This window comes from Acidovorax sp. 100, from assembly GCF_003688355.1.
Lineage (GTDB): Bacteria > Pseudomonadota > Gammaproteobacteria > Burkholderiales > Burkholderiaceae_C > Acidovorax > Acidovorax delafieldii.
In genome coordinates, this window is record NZ_REFD01000001.1 from 3,690,670 (window position 1) to 3,708,548 (window position 17,879).

A 17,879-nucleotide genomic window follows, 5' to 3' on the forward strand; every position below is an offset into this window, starting at 1 on the left:
CGAGAAGCCCATGACCAACGAAGAAATCCTCGCCCAATACGGCCCCCGCGAATCCATGGAATACGACGTGGTGGTCGTTGGCGGCGGCCCTGGCGGCCTTGCCACTGCGATCCGCCTGAAGCAACTGGCGGCCGAAAAAGGCCAGGACGTCTCGGTGGTTGTGCTCGAAAAAGGGTCCGAGCCCGGTGCGCACATCCTGTCGGGCGCCATCATGGACCCCAAGGCCCTCACCGAGCTGATCCCCGACTGGAAAAAGCGCGGCGCGCCCCTGAACCAGCCCGTCACCGACGACGCCTACATCTTCCTGTCTGAAAAGTCGGGCTTTCGCGTGCCCAACATGTTCCTGCCGCCCTTTGCGCAGAACCACGGCAACTACATCATCAGCCTGGGCAACCTGACCAAATGGCTGGGCGAACAGGCCGAAGCTCTGGGCGTGGAGATCTTCCCCGGCTTCACTGCGGCTGAAGTGCTCTACAACGACAACGGCTCCGTCAAGGGCGTGGCCACCGGCAACATGGGCGTTGGCAAGGATGGCGAGCCCACCGAGAACTTCCAGCTCGGCATGGAACTGCTGGGGAAATACACCGTTTTTGCCGAAGGCGCACGCGGCCACCTGGGCAAGCAGCTGATTGCCAAGTTCCACCTCGACAAGGACCGCGACCCGCAGAGCTTCGGCATTGGCGTGAAGGAACTGTGGGAGATCGACCCCAAGAAGCACCAGCCCGGCTTTGTGATGCACACCGCCGGCTGGCCCATGGAGAACGACACCTACGGCGGCGCCTTCCTGTACCACCTGGAGGGCAACAAGGTGGCACTGGGCTTCGTCACGGGGCTGGGTTATGCCAACCCCTACCTGAGCCCGTTCGAGGAGTTCCAGCGCTGGAAGACGCACCCCAACGTCCGCTACTACTTCGAAAATGAGAAGGGCGAGATCACGGCCAAGCGCCTGTCCTACGGTGCACGTGCCATCAACGCCAGCGGCATCAACGCACTGCCCAAGACCGTGTTCCCAGGCGGCGCCCTGGTGGGCTGCAATGCTGGCTACCTGAACGTCGGTCGCATCAAGGGCAGCCACGCCGCCATCAAGACCGGCATGCTGGCCGCTGAAGCCGCCTACGACGCCGTGGTGGCAGGCCGCCAGCACGACGAGCTGACCGCCTACCCCGAAGCCTTCGAAAAGAGCTGGCTGCACACCGAGCTGAACAAGGACCGCAACTTCAAGAACTGGTTCAAGTACGGCCTGACCACGGCCACGCTGATGAACGGCTTTGAGCAGTTCGTGCTGCGCGGCCACATCCCCTGGACGCTGCACCGCGACAAGCCCGACCACGCGTACCTGAAGCCCGCCGCCGAGTGCAAGCCCATCGTCTATCCCAAGCCCGATGGCAAGCTCACGTTCGACCGCCTCTCCAGCGTGTTCATCAGCAACACCAACCACGAAGAGAACCAGCCCGCCCACCTCACGCTCAAGGACCCGAGCGTGCCAGTCAACATCAACCTGGCCAAGTACGCCGGCCCCGAGGCACGCTACTGCCCGGCGGGTGTGTACGAGTTTGTGCCCGACACCACCAAGGGCGGCGATGCCCAGCGCCTGCAGATCAACGCGCAAAACTGCGTGCACTGCAAGACCTGCGACATCAAGGACCCCACGCAGAACATCGTGTGGGTCACGCCGGAAGGCGGCGGTGGCCCTAACTACGCGGGCATGTAAGCACCGTCAAAATTCATAGCACCTTGCGCTTGAAGGGCCTGCACTGCAGGCCCTTTTTCATGAAAATCAGTCCGATCTGCAGCGCAATACCCCTCCTCATGCGGCTGCGCGTGTGAGCTGAAACTGGCCCATCGCACCCGCCAGCCGGTTGGCTTGGTCCTTGAGGCTCTGGGCCGCTGCGGCGCCCTGCTCCACCAGCGCGGCGTTCTGTTGGGTCATGTGGTCGAGCTGGTCCACCGCCTGGCTCACCTGGCCGATCTGCGTGCTCTGCTCGCTGCTGGCCTCGTTGATCTCGGACATCAGCGTGGTCACACGCTCCACGCTTTGTACGATGTCGCCCATCGTGGAACCTGCGGTCACCACCAGCCGGGCGCCGTCACTCACCTTGTCCACGCTGGTGGAGATCAGCGCCTTGATCTCGCGCGCCGCATTGGCGCTGCGCCCTGCGAGGCCCCGCACCTCGCTGGCCACTACGGCAAAGCCACGCCCCTGCTCGCCCGCACGGGCCGCCTCCACGGCCGCGTTGAGTGCGAGGATGTTGGTCTGGAAAGCAATGCCGTCGATGATGCCCACGATGTCGGCGATCTTCTTGCTGCTGGCGTTGATCTCTTCCATGGTCTTGACCACCTGGCTGACCACTTCGCCGCCTTTGCTGGCCACTTCGGTGGCGTTCAGCGCCAGGGCATTGGCCTGGCGCGTGCTGTCGGCATTGGCGGCCACCATCTGCGCCAGCTGGGCAATGCTGGCCGCCGTCTGCTGCAGGTTGCTGGCGGCATGCTCGGTGCGCATGCTCAGGTCAGTGTTGCCCGCTGCCACCTCCGAACTGGCCACATGGATGGATTCGCCCGAGTCACGCACCTCGGTCACCACGTAGTGCAGCGACTCAACCATCTTGTCCAGCGCAGTGAGCAATTGGCCGATCTCGTCGGTGCGCTGGGTTTGCATGCGCACCGTGAGGTCGCCACGCGCCACCACAGCAGCCGCCTCGGACGCCTGGCGCAGCGGCAGCACGATGGAGCGCCGCAGCAGCCAGCCAAACAGCGCCGACAGCGCCACCACCACCAGCACCGCCACGGCGCTGACCCATTGCGCACGGGACGCGTCGGCAATCATGCTGTCGCCCGCCTTCAGGGAGGACTGTTCGGACGCTGCAAGCAACTGGTCGATGGACCGCAGGTATTGGGTCAACGCAGCGGCGTGCTCCTGCAGCTCTTTCTGGCTGATGATCTTGGCTTCCAGGGCGTTTTGCACCAGTGCGTCCCGCAGCGCGGCATATTTCTGGCGTTCGGCCTGGGCCTGTGCCCACAGCGGCCTCGCGCTCTCGCTGGAAGACGCCTTGGTCAGCGCTTCATCAATGCGCTTGCGCATGGCGTCTTCGGCGGCGATCTGATTGCGCATTTCGGCCACCAGGGGGAACACATCGGACGACAACGTGGCCCGCAATGCAATCTGGCCGATGTAGACCGACTGGGTTTTCCAGTCGCGCACGGTGCGCTCAATGGGCAATTGCTCCGTGGTCAGCAGCGTGGCCTGACGGCTCGTGTCCTGCCCTGTGAGCCAGGTGGTGGCCCCCAGCAGCGCCACCGCAAAGCCCAGAATGCCAAAGCTGGCCGCCAGCTTTTGTCCCACGCTCAGAGTCCGGCGGTGCCGCGCAGGTGCAGGGCTCTGAGCGGCAGCGTCTGGCACGGCACGGCTGAACTCCGCGTCGGCCGGTGCGGCGGAGAAGGCGGCGCCGCCAGGCGCCCCGGATGTGGCGGGCAAATAGTTCATGAGCGTTCTCCTGTTTCATTTCCCGCACCGTGCGGGGGGCGAAGTCGGTGGTGACCAGCGCCGTGCGCCGTGCACCGTGCGCCCCCAAAGGCTCACAGCACACAACGCCTGCCCCACCGGGGTCAGCGGGCCATCACGTCAGGACGTGACACATTCGCCAAAGCCACCACCGCCGGGGGTGGCGATCTCGAACACATCGCCGGGCTCCATCAGCGCTGCGCCAATGTGGCCCAGCTCCTCCACCTGACCGTTGGCACGCAGCACGCGGTTGGCACCAGGCCTGCCGGGCTGGCCGCCCGCCATGCCAAAGGCGGGGTTCAGTCGCCCGTTGGACAAGATGCTGGCCGTCATCGCCTCCAGGAAGCGCACGCGCCGCACGCCGCCATCGCCACCCGCCCAGCGGCCTGCGCCGCCCGAGCCGCGCTGGATCTCGTAGCTGTCGAGCACCACCGGGAAGCGGAACTCCAGCACCTCGGGGTCGGTGAGGCGCGAGTTGGTCATATGGGTCTGGACCACGCTGGTGCCGTCAAAGCCGCGCACCGCCTGGCCCGACGCGTCCAGCACCGCACCCGCACCGCTACCACCGGCAATGGTTTCGTAGTACTGGTACTGCGCATTGCCGAAGGTGAAGTTGTTCATGGTGGGCTGGCTGCCCGCCATCACGCCCAGGGCGCCAAACAGCGCATTGGTGATGCAGGTGGAGGTCTCCACATTGCCTGCCACCACCGAGGCCGGCGGGTTGGGGTTGAGCATGGAGCCTTGCGGAATGATCACCTGCAGGGGCTTGAGGCACCCGGCATTGAGCGGGATGTCGTCGTCCACCAGCGTGCGGAACACATACAGCACGGCCGCCATGCACACTGCGCGCGGGGCGTTGAAGTTGTTCATCTGCTGCGGGCTGGTGCCTGCAAAGTCGATGACCGCGCTGCGCTCGGCCACATTGACCTTGACCGACACGCTGATCTGCGCGCCGTTGTCCAGCGGCAGGGTGAAGCTGCCGTCCTTGAGCTGGGTGATCACACGGCGCACCGACTCTTCGGCGTTGTCCTGCACATGGCACATGTAGGCCTGCACAACATCCAGGCCAAACTGGTCCACCATTTTCGACAGCTCCTGCACGCCTTTTTCGTTCGCCGCGATCTGTGCGCGCAGGTCGGCCAGGTTCTGCTGCGGGTTGCGGCTGGGGTATGGCGTGGTGCCGCCGCCCGTGGCCAGCAGGGTGCGCACCTCCTCTTCCAGAAAGATGCCCCGGTCCACCAGCTTCACGTTGTTGATCTGCACACCTTCTTCATCAATGCGCGTGGAGAACGGTGGCATGGACCCCGGCGTGGTGCCGCCAATGTCCGCATGGTGGCCCCGGCTTCCCACATAAAACGTGGGCTCGTTGCCCTCGGCCACGTACACCGGGGTGATCACTGTCACATCGGGCAGGTGGGTGCCGCCGTGGTACGGGTCGTTGAGCATGTACACGTCGCCCGGGTGCATCTTGCCCGCGTTCTCGCGGATCACGGTCTTGATGCTCTCGCCCATGGACCCAAGGTGCACGGGCATGTGGGGCGCGTTGGCAATCAGGTTGCCGGCTGCATCGAACAGTGCGCAGCTGAAGTCCAGACGCTCCTTGATGTTGACCGAATACGCCGTGTTCTGCAGCTGCAGCCCCATCTGCTCGGCGATGTTCATGAACAGGTTGTTGAACACCTCCAGCAGCACCGGGTCCACCGTGGTGCCTGCGGCGTACTGCACCTTGCGGGCGGTGACGCGGTCCAGCACCAGGTGGTCCAGGTCGGTCAGGCGCGCAGACCAGCCGGGCTCCACCACGGTGGTGGTGTTCTTCTCGGCAATGATGGCCGGGCCGGGGATCACGTCGCCAGGGTGCAGGTCCTCGCGCACCACCAGGGCCGCATCGTGCCAGGCGCCGCCCGAGTACATCTTGACCACCTCGCGCTGCGGGTGCTTGCGGTGTGGGTGCACGGGCAGGCGCGGCTCGGCGGGGGCGTCACCGGCAATCATGGCTTCGACCGACACAGCCTCCACCACCAGGCCCTTGCCCGCCATGAGGAACGCAAAACGCTGGCGGTAGGCGGCCTCAAAGGCCGTCTGGATGCTGGCCATGTCGCCAAAAGGCACCACCAGAGCCGAGTCGGTGCCCTCGTAGCGCACATGCACGTTGTGGCGTACCTGCACCGGGTTCGCACTGACCTGTTGGCGCTCCAGCTCGGCCTGCGCGGCAGAACCCAGCGTATCCAGGCGCTCAGCGATCAGTGGCAGGGATTCAGCCGCCAGCGGCATCTCCACCGCCTGCTCGCGGATCACGGTCTGGTCGGCCAGGCCCATGCCGTAGGCGCTGAGCACCCCAGCCAACGGGTGTACAAATACGCGCGACATGCCCAAGGCATCCGCCACCAGGCAGGCATGCTGCCCACCGGCGCCACCAAAACACTGCAGGGTGTAGCGCGTCACGTCGTAACCGCGCGCCACGCTGATCTTCTTGATGGCGTTCGCCATCTGCTGCACGGCAATCTGGATGAAGCCTTCGGCCACTTCTTCGGGCCTGCGCTGCGTCTGCGAAGCAATTTCTTCAAATCGCGCGCGCACCGCATCGGCGTCCAGCGTTTCGTTGGCTGCGGGGCCGAACACACTGGGGAAGTAACGGGGCTGCACCTTGCCGACCATCACGTTGGCATCGGTCACAGCCAGCGGGCCGCCGCGGCGGTAGCTCACCGGGCCTGGATTGGCGCCTGCGCTCTCAGGGCCGACGCGAAAACGAGCACCGTCGTAGGCCAGCACCGAGCCACCGCCAGCCGCCACCGTGTGGATGCTCATCATGGGGGCGCGCATGCGCACACCGGCCACGTGGGTCTCAAACTCGCGCTCGAACGCACCGGCGTAGTGGCTCACATCGGTGGACGTTCCGCCCATGTCAAAGCCGATGACCTTTTCATGCCCGGCCAGGCCCGCCGTGCGCGCCATGCCCACAATGCCGCCCGCCGGGCCGGAGAGGATCGCGTCCTTGCCCTGGAAGGTGCCTGCATCGGTAAGACCACCGGAGGACTGCATGAAGAACAGCTTGACGCCCGGCATCTCGCTGGCCACCTGCTCCACGTAGCGGCGCAGGATGGGAGAGAGGTAGGCATCCACCACCGTGGTGTCGCCCCGGCTCACGAACTTCATCATGGGGCTGGTTTCGTGCGAGGTGCTGATCTGCGTGAAGCCCACTTCCTGTGCGATGCGCTTGGCCGCCTGCTCGTGCTGGGTGTAGCGGTAGCCATGCATGAACACAATGGCCACGCTGCGCAGGCCGCGGCCATAAGCGGCCAGCAGGTCACCGCGCAAGGTGGCTTCGTCCAGGTTCTGCAGCACGCCACCATGGGCGCCCATGCGTTCGCGGGCCTCGATGACTTCGGTGTAAAGCAGCTCGGGCAGCTGGATGTGGCGGTCAAACAGACGCGGGCGGTTCTGGTACGCGATGCGCAGTGCATCGCGAAAGCCGCGTGTGGTGACAAGCAGCGTGGGCTCGCCCTTGCGCTCCAGCAGCGCGTTGGTGGCCACCGTGGTGCCCATCTTCACGCATTCCACCAGCGCGGGGGTCACGGGCTCGCCGGGCTTCAGGCCCAGCAGGTGGCGGATTCCCGCCACGGCAGCATCCTTGTACTGCTCGGGGTTCTCGGACAACAGCTTGTGGGTGGTCAGGGAGCCATCGGGCCGTTTGGCCACGATATCGGTGAAGGTACCGCCCCGGTCGATCCAGAACTGCCAGCGTGGGGTGTGCGTTTGGGGTGTCATGGTGGTCATGTGTAGTGGCTCCGAAATAGAAAGTTGAAAAAGAGGTAGCGATGTGGCTAGGCGATGGCAAGGCTGGCGGGGGCCAGCCTTTGCATGACCTGCCACACGGCAGGAATGGGGGGTGCGGTGGCCAGAGCCCGCTCCACGGGGCACCAGGGACCGGCCAGCGCGGCAGCCCAGGCCATCACGGGCAAGATGTCGGCGGGTGGCAGCGTCTGCATGGTGTCGATCACGATGCGCAGCTCTTGCGCCAGGCGGTTGCCAGGGGCAAATCGCCAGTGGTATTGGCCGCCAGTCACGCACACGGCGCGGTTGTCCTTGGCCGTCATGGCTGACAGCCACAGGCAGTGAAAGTCTGTGCAGGCCGGTGCCGGTGGATCGGTCAGGCAAAAGGTGTAGGCGTTTTCATAAGCGCGGCCAAAGTTGCGCACCAGGGTCTCGGCAATGGCCTCGCGGCCCAGGGTGCAGGCCAGGGCCTGCCCATCGCCCTGGCGCATCTCCATCTGCAGCAGCGCGCCACCGGCAAAGGCTTGCGCGATGAGGTGCGGGCGATTGAGATCCTTGGCGCGCAGGTACATCTCGATGGTGTCCGAGGGCGTGTGCATGGTGCTTCTCCTGAAAGGCGTGCAGGAAAGGTCAGCGCTGCGTGTAGTACGGGATGAAGATCTGGTTGGCCTCGCTGCCCACCGAGCGCACCCACTCGCGCGAGAACCGTTCGCCCAGGCGCTTGAGTTCGGCATCAAAATCCGCTGGCGCACGATCCACCTTGATGCCCTTGCGCTGCAGCTCGGCCACCGACTCTTCGGCCACCGCAGCGCTCATGGCCCAGCCGCGCGTTTCTGCCTCGGCGGCGGCCTTGGTCACCGCCTGGCGTGCGGGTGCAGGCAGTGCGTCAAAAGCCTGCTGGTTCACAAAGACGATGTTCTTGGGAAACCAGGCATTGATGCCGTAGTACTGCTTGATCTGTCCCCAGACCTGGTTCTCGACCCCGGTGAGGGCCGAGGTGATCATGGAATCGAGCTTGCCAGCCGACAGGGCCTGGTTGACTTCCACCATGGGCACATCCACGGGCGTGGCGCCCAGCAGCTCGGCAATGCGCACGGTCCCGGGGTTGTAGGTGCGCATGCGCGTGCCCTTGAAGTCGGCGGACGAGCGCACGGGGTTGATGGAGAACAGCCCCTGCGGCGGCCAGGGCACCGCGTACAGCGCCTTGAACCCCTTGCTGGCCATGTGCGACTCGATCAAAGGGCGCTGCACGTCCCACATGCGCCGCGCGTCGGCATAGCTGCGCACCACAAAGGGCACGGCATCCGCCCCGGCGATGGGGATGTCCCGCACCAGGTTGGTCATGATGGTCTCTCCCGCCTGGGCCTTGCCCTCCTGCACGGCCTGGGGGATCTCGTTCAGCTTGAACAAGGCGTTGTTGGCGTGAACCTCGATGCGCAACGCACCGGCCGAAGCACGCTCCACATCCTGCGCAAACTGCACGAGATTGCGGGTATGAAACGACTCCGCGCGGTAGCCCGTGGCCAGCTTCCACTGGGTCTGGGCGTGCAGCACCGGGGCCACGGCGAACGCAGCCAACAACACCAAAGTTTTCATGGGGAACTCCTGCGCGGACGTTTCAGGCGTGGGTGCTGGGGGTCAGCCCTGCATCTGGCGTGGCAGCCAGAGCACGACATCCGGCACGAAGTACGTCATCACGACCGCAACGATCATCAGAGCAAACAGAGGCAGCGCCGTGCGTGCGATCCAGGTCACTTCGCGCCGCGTCATGCCCTGCAACACGAAGAGGTTGAAGCCCACAGGCGGCGTGATCTGCGCCATCTCGACCACCAGCACGATGAAGATGCCGAACCACACCAGGTCAAAGCCTGCGGCCTCCACCGTGGGCAGCAACACCGCGATGGTCAGCACCACCATGGAGATGCCGTCCAGGAAGCAGCCCAGCACAATGAAGAACACGATGAGCAGCAGCATCAGCGCAAAGGGCGACAGGTGCAGCGCGCCGATGAACTCGGCCAAGTGCCGTGGCAGGCCAATGAAGCCCATGGCCAGCGTGAGGAACGCGGCACCCGCCAGGATGAGGCCGATCATGCAGTACACGCGGCAGGCGGCGACTAGCCCTTCCTTGAAACGCTCCCAGTTCAGCGAGCCCTCGATCTTGGCCAGGATCAACGACCCGGCCACACCCAGCGCGGCAGCTTCGGTGGCGGTGGCAATGCCGCTGTAGATGGCGCCCAGCACCACGACGATGAGCGACACGACGGGAATCAGGTGGCGGGAGGCATACAGCTTTTGCACAAAGCTGAGGCGCGCGTCAGGCGCAGGCACCTTGTCTTTGTTGAACAGGGCCCACACGATGATATAGCCCATGAACAGCGCAGCCAGCATCAGCCCCGGAATCACCCCTGCCAGGAACAGCTTAGAGATCGAAACGTTGGCCGCCACGCCATAGACGATCATGATGATCGACGGCGGAATCAACAGACCCAGGGTGCCCGCACCAGCCAGCGTGCCCACGGAGATATCTTCGGGATAGCCGCGCTGCTTGAGTTCAGGCAGCGTGATCTTGCCGATGGTGGCGCAGGTAGCGGCCGACGAGCCCGAGATCGCGGCAAAGATGGTGCAGCCCACCACATTCACATGCAAAAGTCGGCCTGGTAGGCGCTCCAGCCACGGCGCCAGGCCCTTGAACATGCTGCTTGACAGCTTGCTGCGGAAAAGGATCTCGCCCATCCACAAAAACAGCGGCAGAGCCGTCAGCGTCCAGCTGGAGGTAGACCCCCAGATGGTCAGCATCATGCTGTCGCCCACCGGGCGGTTGGTAAAAAACTCCATGCCGACCAAGGCCACTGCCAGCAGTGACAGGCCGATCCACAGGCCCGATCCGAGCACTGCGAACAGCACCACGATCAGACCCAGAGCAATGATGACGTCCATGATGAGTTCTCCTGGATCGGGTTATTCGGAACGGGCTGCTTCGGACACAGCCATGAACGCCACACCCTGGAAGCGCAGCACCAGCGCATGGGCAAACGCCAGCGCAAAACCAATACAGCCCATGGCCATGCTGATCTGAGGAATCCACAGCGGCGAGGCGTCGGCTGCCGGTGAGATGTCGTGTGTGACGTAGGAGATCCATACCGATCGCACTGCATAGCAGGCGATGTACACCGACAGCACCAGCGCGCTGACCAGGCAGAACCACTCGAAGGCACTGCGCCAGCGGGCGGGCAGCCTGTCCAGGATGAGCGTCACGCGGATGTGATCGCCGTTTTGCAGCGTGCTGGGCAGCGCAAAGAACAAGGCGGCGGCAATGGCGTAACCCGCGTAAGCGTCGAGTCCGTCGATGTTGAGGTGGATGACTTCGCGGGCAAAAACGCCCAGCGTGACTGCGCCGAACGCGGCCAGCATCGACAGGCCGGACAGCAGCATCAGCAGCCTGTAGAAATTTCGGACGAGTTTGTCCATGGCGTACTCCTGTAACGCTTGAAAAAGAGGGGGATCGGTAACGAGATTGCGGGGGTAGCGCGCGGCGCGCTACCCGGCCCCGTGGGGGCCTTCAGACACGTTCAGACGCGACTACTTCTTGCGGTAGGCGTCGATGATGGCCTGCCCCTCGGCCCCGGCCGATTTCACCCAGTCGGCAGTCATGGATTCGCCGATACTGGCCAGCTCCCTCTTGATGCTGTCGCTGGGCTCGGCCACCGTCATGCCCTTGGCCGACAGCTCCTTGATGAATTCCTTGTCCACACGCTCGCTGGTGGCCCAGCCGCGTTCTTCGGCGGCAGCTGCGGCTTTGAGCACGGCGTCCTGCAGGGACTTGTCGAGGGCGTCAAAGGCCTTCTGGTTTACCACCGTGGCATTGCGCGGCAGCCATGCGCTGACGGGGTAGAAGTACTTGACCTGCTCATACAGCTTGGACTCCACGCCGCTGGCGCTCGATGTCAGAAAGTTCTGCACCGTGTTGGTCGCCAGGGCCTGGCCCAGCTCCGACAGCTGGATCGTCACGGGCTGCGCCTTGAGCAGCTGGGCAATGCGCGTGGTGGCAGGGTTGTAAGCGCGCATCTTGGTGCCCGCAAAGTCTGCGGGCGTGCTCACCGGCTTGAGCGAATACAGCGACTGGCCAGGCCATGGCACCGAGAACAGTACCTTCACGCCCTGGGCGGCGAGCAGCTTCTCTTGCGCGGGCTTGGCGGCCAGGTACAGACGCTTGGACTCTGCGTAGGTGGTCGCCAGGAAAGGGATAGAGTCCACCCCAAACAACGGGTTCTCGTTGGTGGCGCCCGACAGGATGAACTCTGCCGAAGGCACCTGCCCGGTCTGCACCGCACGCTTGATCTCGTTGGCCTTGTACAGCGAACCACCGGGGTGCAGGGTGATCTTGAGCTTGCCGCCAGTGAGCTTGTCCACTTCATCGGCGAACTGCTGCACGTTTTGCGTCTGGAAGCTGTTGGCACCGTAGCCGGTGGGCAGGTCCCACTTGACCTGGGCCTGGGCCGCACACACGCTGAGGGCGGCCGTCATGCAGAGTGCAAATTTTTTCATGGGGAGACTCCTGGGGGTAAGCCGCTTAGAAGCTGGCGAGTTGGTGGTTAAGAAGATCGGTGACCAGCATGCAACCCGGGGCGTGGGTGATGCAGAAGGCCGGCTGGGCATTGAGGATGGCCGATTGCGGTGTCACGCCGCAGGCCCAGAAAACAGGGATCTCACCGGGCATCAGCGCCACGGCATCCCCGTAGTCGGGATGGGCCAGATCGGCGATGCCGATGAGTGCCGGGTCTCCGATATGCACAGGCGCGCCATGCACATTGGGAAACCGTGAGGTGACCTGCACGGCCCGAATCACATCTGCTGCCGGCATGGGACGCATGGTCACCACCATGGCGCCCCCGAAGGGGCCAGCGGGCTCAGTTTGCACATTGGTGCGGAACATCGCCACGTTCTTTCCTTCGTCAATATGGCGCAGGCGGATGCCTGCCTCGATCAACGCGGACTCGAACGAGAACGAGCAACCGAGAACGAAGGTGACCAAGTCAGATCGCCAGAGGCTGGCGATGTCCGCCACCTCTTCCGACATTTCACCGTGACGCCAGATGCGATATAGCGGCACATCGCTGCGAATGTCGATGCCCTTGCCCAGTGAAGGCAAGGTGAACTGTCCGGGCTCGCTGACCGCCAGCACAGGGCAAGGCTTGGGGTTGCGTTGACAGAACCGGAGGAAGTCACTGGCAAGCACCTCGGGGAGGATGACCACGTTGCCCTGGACATGGCCATCCGCGAGACCACTGGTATGCGATGTCCACAGGCCCTTGCGGATGGTGTCACGGACATGGATCGGGTTGCTGGCACCTTCGGAACCAAACACCGCGAGCGAATTTTCTTGAACGAAGTCCACCGTTTTTCCTTGCATTGAGAAAAGTCAATTGCATGACGTTGGGCAGATTGTGTTGGGGGGCGGCAGCCCCTGGCAAATTCAAAAAATTTCTATCAGCTCATCGATTTTTTCCATGCACTTCATTGGGGAGAGTCGAACCAACTTGGTGCCAAGGGAAAACCCTGAGAGAAAATTTACGGGTAAACCCTGAAACCAACGAATCCCTGGATTGCATGAAAAAATGGCATGCGCCGCGCACACCCGACAGGGTGCACCGAAGCTTTTTGACGAAAGGCTCAGCCCTTGCGAGGGCGGCGGGCTGGCGCGGGCTGTTGCTGCTCAATGAAGTCCAGCGCCGACCGCACCACGGCCTCCATGGCGGGTGACGAGGGGTCTTCGCGGTAGCTCACATGGATGGGCAGCGGCCGCAGTGCGGTGTCGCAAGCCAGTGCACGCAGGTCGGGGAACGCCAGCAGGCGCTGCACTGCCAGGCGCGGCAAAGTGGCCACACCAAAGCCGCCCTGCACCAGTTGCACCATCGCAGAAATCGACGAGATGGTGTGCACGCAACGCGGCTCTACCTGGGCCTGGCGCAGCGTATCGAGAAGGGACACGTGCGGCTGCGAGCCACGCTGAAACGTCAGGATGTCAGCGCCTGCAAAGTCTTCCAGCGCATAGCGGCGCTTGCGGTGCGTTTTGCTGTTGCCCACAAACACCATCTCCATGGGCGTCACCGCCTGACTGCGTATGCCATCCGCCGCCGCCGGCAGGGCAGCGAACACGGCATCCAGCGTGCCGCGGCGTATCTGGTCGAGCAGCACGGGCGTGGTCTCCACCGTCAGCTCCAGCTCCAGCAAAGGGTTGTCCTTGCGCAGCTGTTCCACCCACGGAATAAGCCACGAGTGCAAGACCGATTCGATGGCCCCCAGGCGGATCGACACCTCCAACGGGCCGCCCGATCCCATCTCGGACTTGAGCTGGCGCTGCAGCTCCAGCATGCGCTTGGCATACACCAGGAACCGGGCACCGGCCACCGTGAGTTTGAAGTGCTTATCGCGCCGGTCCAGCAACAGCACGCCCAGCTCTTCTTCGAGCGCGGAGATGCGGCTGGACATGGCTGACTGGGTCAGGAAAAGCTTCTCGGCGGCGCGTGTCACGCTTTTGAGAGAGGCCACCCAGTAGAAGGCTTCGACAAAACGCAGGTTCATGGTGTTCTTCGGAAGGGCTGGGTATGCTTTTGCTCCAACGGCTCTGCGCACTGCCCAGACGGGCGCACTGCGATGGTGCACGGTGTCGGAATCCACCCGCCTTTTTCCGGCAGACACCGCGCTGTAAAAGCCATTGTGCCGTCGCATTTCAAGGACACAACGCAGAACTGCTCGCAGTGGGGGCGCTGGCTAAAAGTGCATTGCCAGTTTTCTGCAAGGAATCTGCGGCGTCTTGCAACGCCACACCACCGGCCTACCCGGTGAACAAGGGCAGGTCTGCCTTCTTCAAGGTCCGCAGCACAAAGCTGGAGCGGCTGTGCCGTATGCCTTTGATCTTGTAGAGCTTCTCGCGCAGCAAGCGCTCGTAATCACGCGTGTCCTTGACGACGATGCGCAGCAGGTAGTCGTAGTCACCGGAGACCAGGTGCGCCTCGATCACTTCGGGAATGCTTGCCAGTGTCTCGCCAAACTTTTCGAGCGTGTTGTCGGAGTGGCTGTCGAGCGTGACCTGCACCAGCACCGTGTCGGCCAGGTCCAGCGACTGGGGGTTGATGCGCACCGTGTAGCCCTGGATGACACCGGCCTCTTCCATCTTTTTGATGCGCCCCCAGCAGGGCGACGGGCTCAAGCCCACGGCCTGCCCTATCTCTTGCAGGCTGGCGCGAGCGTTGGCCTGCAAGACAGCGAGAATTTTCCTATCCAGTCGATCCATCGGCCGGATTATTCAGCAAATCGTGCGAATACAGAAAATTATTCTGCACATTCGGCGAAATGCACCAAGTTCAGCAAATTCATCTGCAACACCCGGCGCATACTTCTTCCATCAAGGCGCTCTTACCGGAGCGCACAAATTGACAAGGCCCCGGCTGGTTACCGCCAGCACGGGGCCCTTGGCATTCCAGATGCCTCCCCAGATTGAATAGCCGCTTGCATCCGTCGGCGGCATGCGTCCTGTGTACGAACCTCGGCGCCCCATTCCAAAGAGGTGTCGCCAATGCAACTGCAAACGCGGGGTTGACCAGTTGATAAGCACGCTTACCAGCACAAACCCGGATGCCTGCGGCCATGCTGCACCGCCATAATTTGACTGAGGCCAGGGGTTGCTCTGCAAGGAGCCCAAGTGCCCCGTTCCCCTGCCCCAACATCAACAGGAGACACCATGCAATTGACCAAACTCGTCGTTGGACTGAGCCTTGCGCTCGGCTTTGTGGCCACCGCTGCTGCGCAGACCACTATGCGCATCAGCATCTCGACGGCCCAGAACTCCCACCAGGGTGTAGCCATCGACACGTTTGCCAAAGAGGTCGAAAAACGCACAGGGGGCCGTTACAAGGTACAGACCTTCTACAACGGTGCACTGGGTGGCGAGCGAGAGTCGATTGAAGCGGTGCAGTTGGGGACACAAGAGCTGGCGTTCAGTTCTACAGGCCCAGTGCCCAACTTTGTGCCTGAGACCAAAATCCTGGATGTCCCCTTCCTGTTCCGCGATAAGGCGCACGCACGGGCCGTGCTGGACGGCCCGATCGGCCAGGACCTGCTGTCCAAGTTTGACGCCAAGGGTTTCAAGGCGCTGGCATGGGCCGAGAACGGCTTCCGCCACATGACCAACAGCAAGCGCGACGTGAAAGAGCCCGGCGACCTGAAGGGCCTGAAGATGCGTACGATGGAGAACCCCGTGCACATCGCCGCCTATAAGGGCTTCGGCATCATCACCACGCCCATGGCCTTCCCTGAAGTGTTCACGGCGCTGCAACAAGGCACGGTGGACGGTCAGGAGAACCCGCTGTCCGTCATCATCTCGGCCAAGTTCGATCAGGTGCAAAAGCACCTCACGCTCACCGGCCACGTGTACTCGCCCTGCATCTTCGTGATGAACAAGGCAGCTTTCGACAAGCTCTCGGCGGCGGACAAGCAGGCCTTCATCGATGCCGCGAAAGAAGGTACCAAGGCCAACCGTGCACGCGTGGACGAAGACGACGCCAAGGGCGTGGCCGACCTCCGCGCCAAGGGCATGACCGTGATCGACAACGTGGACAAGGCCAAGTTTGTGGCGGCACTGGCCCCCGTCAACGCCGAGTTTGAAAAGCAGTTCGGCAAGGCTGCCATCGACAAGATCCGCGACGTCAAATAATCCTGTTCATTGCTATTACCTTTGTAGCTGATAACGCCCGTAGCCATTGCGCTATCGGGCGTTTTTATTCTTGAACGATCGATGGTTCTGATCACCTCCCACCTACCCATGGTTGGCACCGCCCCATGAAAAACGCTTTTCTTACCTTTGAGCGATGGACCACCTTCATCGCCATGCTGGGCGCTTGCGCCATGCTGACCCTGGCTTCGGCCCTGGGCATGTTCCAGATCGTGACCCGCTTTGTGCTGGAGCAGCCTGCTGAATGGACCGAAGTGCTCATCCGCTTCAGCCTGATCTGGATGGTGTTCCTGGCCATTCCGGCCGCGTTTCGCCAGGGCGCGATGGTGAGTGTGGACGTGCTGTACCGCTGGAGTCCGCCGCGCATCAAACGGATGCTGGACTGGGTGGTCGCACTGGCAGCCCTGGTCCTCATCGGCATCATCATCTGGTACGGCTGGGACTATGCACGCCGGGGCGGCGTGCAAAGCATGGCCGGGCTGGAATCCGTGTCCATGTTCTGGGCTTACCTCGCCATGCCTGTGGGTGGCCTTTTTTGTGTGGTCGGCATCATCGGCAACCTCATTGATCCTCTGCGTATGGAACTGGAGACTGCTCAATGAGTTTGGTCATGATTTCAACGATGGTGCTGTGCTTTGCACTCACCGTCTCAGTGGCTGTGTCCATCGGTTTGGCTTCCATCCTGGGCATCCAGGCCTCCAATGCGAACATGCTCATCTCCGTCAAGGAGATGTTCGGAGCTATCAACAAGTTTCCTTTGGCAGCCATCCCCTTCTTCATCCTCGCGGGCAACCTGATGGAAACTGGCGGCATCTCGCGCCGTCTGGTGGAGTTTGCCAAGAGCATCGTCGGCGGCGTGCAGGGCGGCCTGCCCATGACCTGTGTGCTGACCTGCATGATCTTTGCGGCCGTGTCGGGCTCGTCGGTCGCCACCACGTTTGCGATTGGCGCCATCCTGATTCCTGCGCTCATCAAGCACGGCTACCCCACGAGTTACGCCGCTGCTCTACAGGCCACCAGTGCCGAGCTGGGCGTGATCATCCCGCCTTCCATCCCGATGATCCTGTACGGCGTGAGTGCCGAGGTGTCGATTGGTGAGCTGTTCATCGCGGGCTTCGGCCCCGGGCTGCTGATCAGCGGTGCTCTGATGCTGTTTGTCTGGCTGTACTGCAAGTACAAGGGCTGGGGCAAAAACGACGGCGATGGGCGCATGCCCTTTGGCAAAGCTACGCTGCAGGCGGGCTGGGCATTGCTGATGCCCGTGATCATCCTCGGCGGCATTTATGGCGGTGTGTTCACCCCCACCGAGGCATCTGCCGTCGCCGTGTTCTACGCACTGGTTGTCGGCATCGTCATCTACCGCGAGATCAAGCTCAAGGACCTGTTCGCCATCCTGCGCAAGTCGGCCATCTCATCGGCAGTGATCATGTTCATCATTGCCAACGCAGGGTTGTTTGCGTTCCTCATCACGCGGGCTGGCGTGCCAGACGCGATTGGCCGCTGGCTAGAGGCGGTGCTGCAGTCCCCCGCCCTCTTCCTGCTGGGCGTGAACGCTGCGCTGTTCGTGATTGGCATGTTTATCGAGACCAGCGCGGCAATCATTGTGCTGGCCCCCATCTTGGCGCCCGTGGCCATGCACTTCGGTATTGATCCTGTGCACTTCGGTCTCATCATGGTGGTGAACCTGGCACTTGGAATGATCACGCCGCCTTTTGGAGTGAACCTGTTCGCAGCCTGCACGGTGGCCAGAATCTCGCTGGACCGGATCATCAAGCACCTGCTTCCCTTTGTCGGAGTGATTCTGGTGTGCCTGATGATCATCACCTATGTGCCATCGATCTCGCTGGCACTTCGGGATCTGGTCTACGCAAAGTAGTT

14 protein-coding genes are annotated in these 17,879 nt (G+C 62.9%); 4 read left to right on the plus strand and 10 right to left on the minus strand.

The genetic code is table 11. The features are described 5' to 3' along the window. The first annotated feature begins 10 nt into the window (after positions 1 to 10). Positions 11 to 1,711, plus strand: a complete 1,701-nt coding sequence (locus tag C8C96_RS17045; protein WP_056746137.1) for an electron transfer flavoprotein-ubiquinone oxidoreductase — start codon at positions 11 to 13, stop codon at positions 1,709 to 1,711. 96 nt (positions 1,712 to 1,807) lie between these two features. On the opposite strand, the gene C8C96_RS17050 is transcribed toward C8C96_RS17045, so the two are convergent. The 10 genes from C8C96_RS17050 to C8C96_RS17095 form a co-directional block, all read right to left on the minus strand. Beyond that, positions 1,808 to 3,481, minus strand: a complete 1,674-nt coding sequence (locus C8C96_RS17050; RefSeq protein ID WP_121943066.1) for a methyl-accepting chemotaxis protein — start codon at positions 3,479 to 3,481, stop codon at positions 1,808 to 1,810. 138 nt (positions 3,482 to 3,619) lie between these two features. Further along, positions 3,620 to 7,273, minus strand: coding sequence for a hydantoinase B/oxoprolinase family protein (locus C8C96_RS17055; RefSeq protein WP_199737488.1), 3,654 nt, complete (start codon positions 7,271 to 7,273; stop codon positions 3,620 to 3,622). Positions 7,274 to 7,320: 47 nt separating this feature from the next. After that, positions 7,321 to 7,869, minus strand: coding sequence for a hypothetical protein (locus C8C96_RS17060; protein WP_121943067.1), 549 nt, complete (start codon positions 7,867 to 7,869; stop codon positions 7,321 to 7,323). 31 nt (positions 7,870 to 7,900) lie between these two features. Continuing rightward, on the minus strand, positions 7,901 to 8,866 hold the full coding sequence (locus tag C8C96_RS17065) for a TRAP transporter substrate-binding protein (RefSeq protein ID WP_121943068.1): 966 nt from the start codon (positions 8,864 to 8,866) through the stop codon (positions 7,901 to 7,903). A gap of 42 nt (positions 8,867 to 8,908) precedes the next feature. After that, the gene (locus tag C8C96_RS17070; RefSeq protein ID WP_192421486.1) at positions 8,909 to 10,207 is read right to left on the minus strand and encodes a TRAP transporter large permease; all 1,299 of its coding nucleotides are present in this window, start codon (positions 10,205 to 10,207) and stop codon (positions 8,909 to 8,911) included. 21 nt (positions 10,208 to 10,228) lie between these two features. Beyond that, on the minus strand, positions 10,229 to 10,738 hold the full coding sequence (locus C8C96_RS17075) for a TRAP transporter small permease (protein WP_121943069.1): 510 nt from the start codon (positions 10,736 to 10,738) through the stop codon (positions 10,229 to 10,231). Positions 10,739 to 10,849: 111 nt separating this feature from the next. Further along, complete coding sequence (locus C8C96_RS17080) at positions 10,850 to 11,815, minus strand: TRAP transporter substrate-binding protein (RefSeq protein ID WP_121943070.1); 966 nt, start codon at positions 11,813 to 11,815, stop codon at positions 10,850 to 10,852. Positions 11,816 to 11,840: 25 nt separating this feature from the next. Further along, entirely contained in the window at positions 11,841 to 12,635 is a 795-nt protein-coding gene (locus tag C8C96_RS17085; protein ID WP_121944065.1) for a putative hydro-lyase, read from the minus strand. 305 nt (positions 12,636 to 12,940) lie between these two features. Further along, positions 12,941 to 13,852, minus strand: coding sequence for a LysR family transcriptional regulator (locus tag C8C96_RS17090; protein ID WP_110958861.1), 912 nt, complete (start codon positions 13,850 to 13,852; stop codon positions 12,941 to 12,943). 253 nt (positions 13,853 to 14,105) lie between these two features. Continuing rightward, positions 14,106 to 14,564, minus strand: coding sequence for an Lrp/AsnC family transcriptional regulator (locus tag C8C96_RS17095; protein WP_056067700.1), 459 nt, complete (start codon positions 14,562 to 14,564; stop codon positions 14,106 to 14,108). A 447-nt stretch (positions 14,565 to 15,011) separates the two neighbouring features. Between C8C96_RS17095 and C8C96_RS17100 the strand changes: the two genes are divergently transcribed. The 3 genes from C8C96_RS17100 (at position 15,012) to C8C96_RS17110 (ending at position 17,877) form a co-directional block, all read left to right on the plus strand. Further along, the gene (locus C8C96_RS17100; protein ID WP_056067699.1) at positions 15,012 to 15,983 is read left to right on the plus strand and encodes a TRAP transporter substrate-binding protein; all 972 of its coding nucleotides are present in this window, start codon (positions 15,012 to 15,014) and stop codon (positions 15,981 to 15,983) included. 125 nt (positions 15,984 to 16,108) lie between these two features. Further along, the gene (locus C8C96_RS17105; protein WP_099730077.1) at positions 16,109 to 16,603 is read left to right on the plus strand and encodes a TRAP transporter small permease; all 495 of its coding nucleotides are present in this window, start codon (positions 16,109 to 16,111) and stop codon (positions 16,601 to 16,603) included. After that, positions 16,600 to 17,877, plus strand: coding sequence for a TRAP transporter large permease (locus C8C96_RS17110; RefSeq protein ID WP_056067693.1), 1,278 nt, complete (start codon positions 16,600 to 16,602; stop codon positions 17,875 to 17,877). The genes C8C96_RS17105 and C8C96_RS17110 overlap by 4 nt, the downstream gene beginning before the upstream one ends. Positions 17,878 to 17,879: the final 2 nt, after the last annotated feature.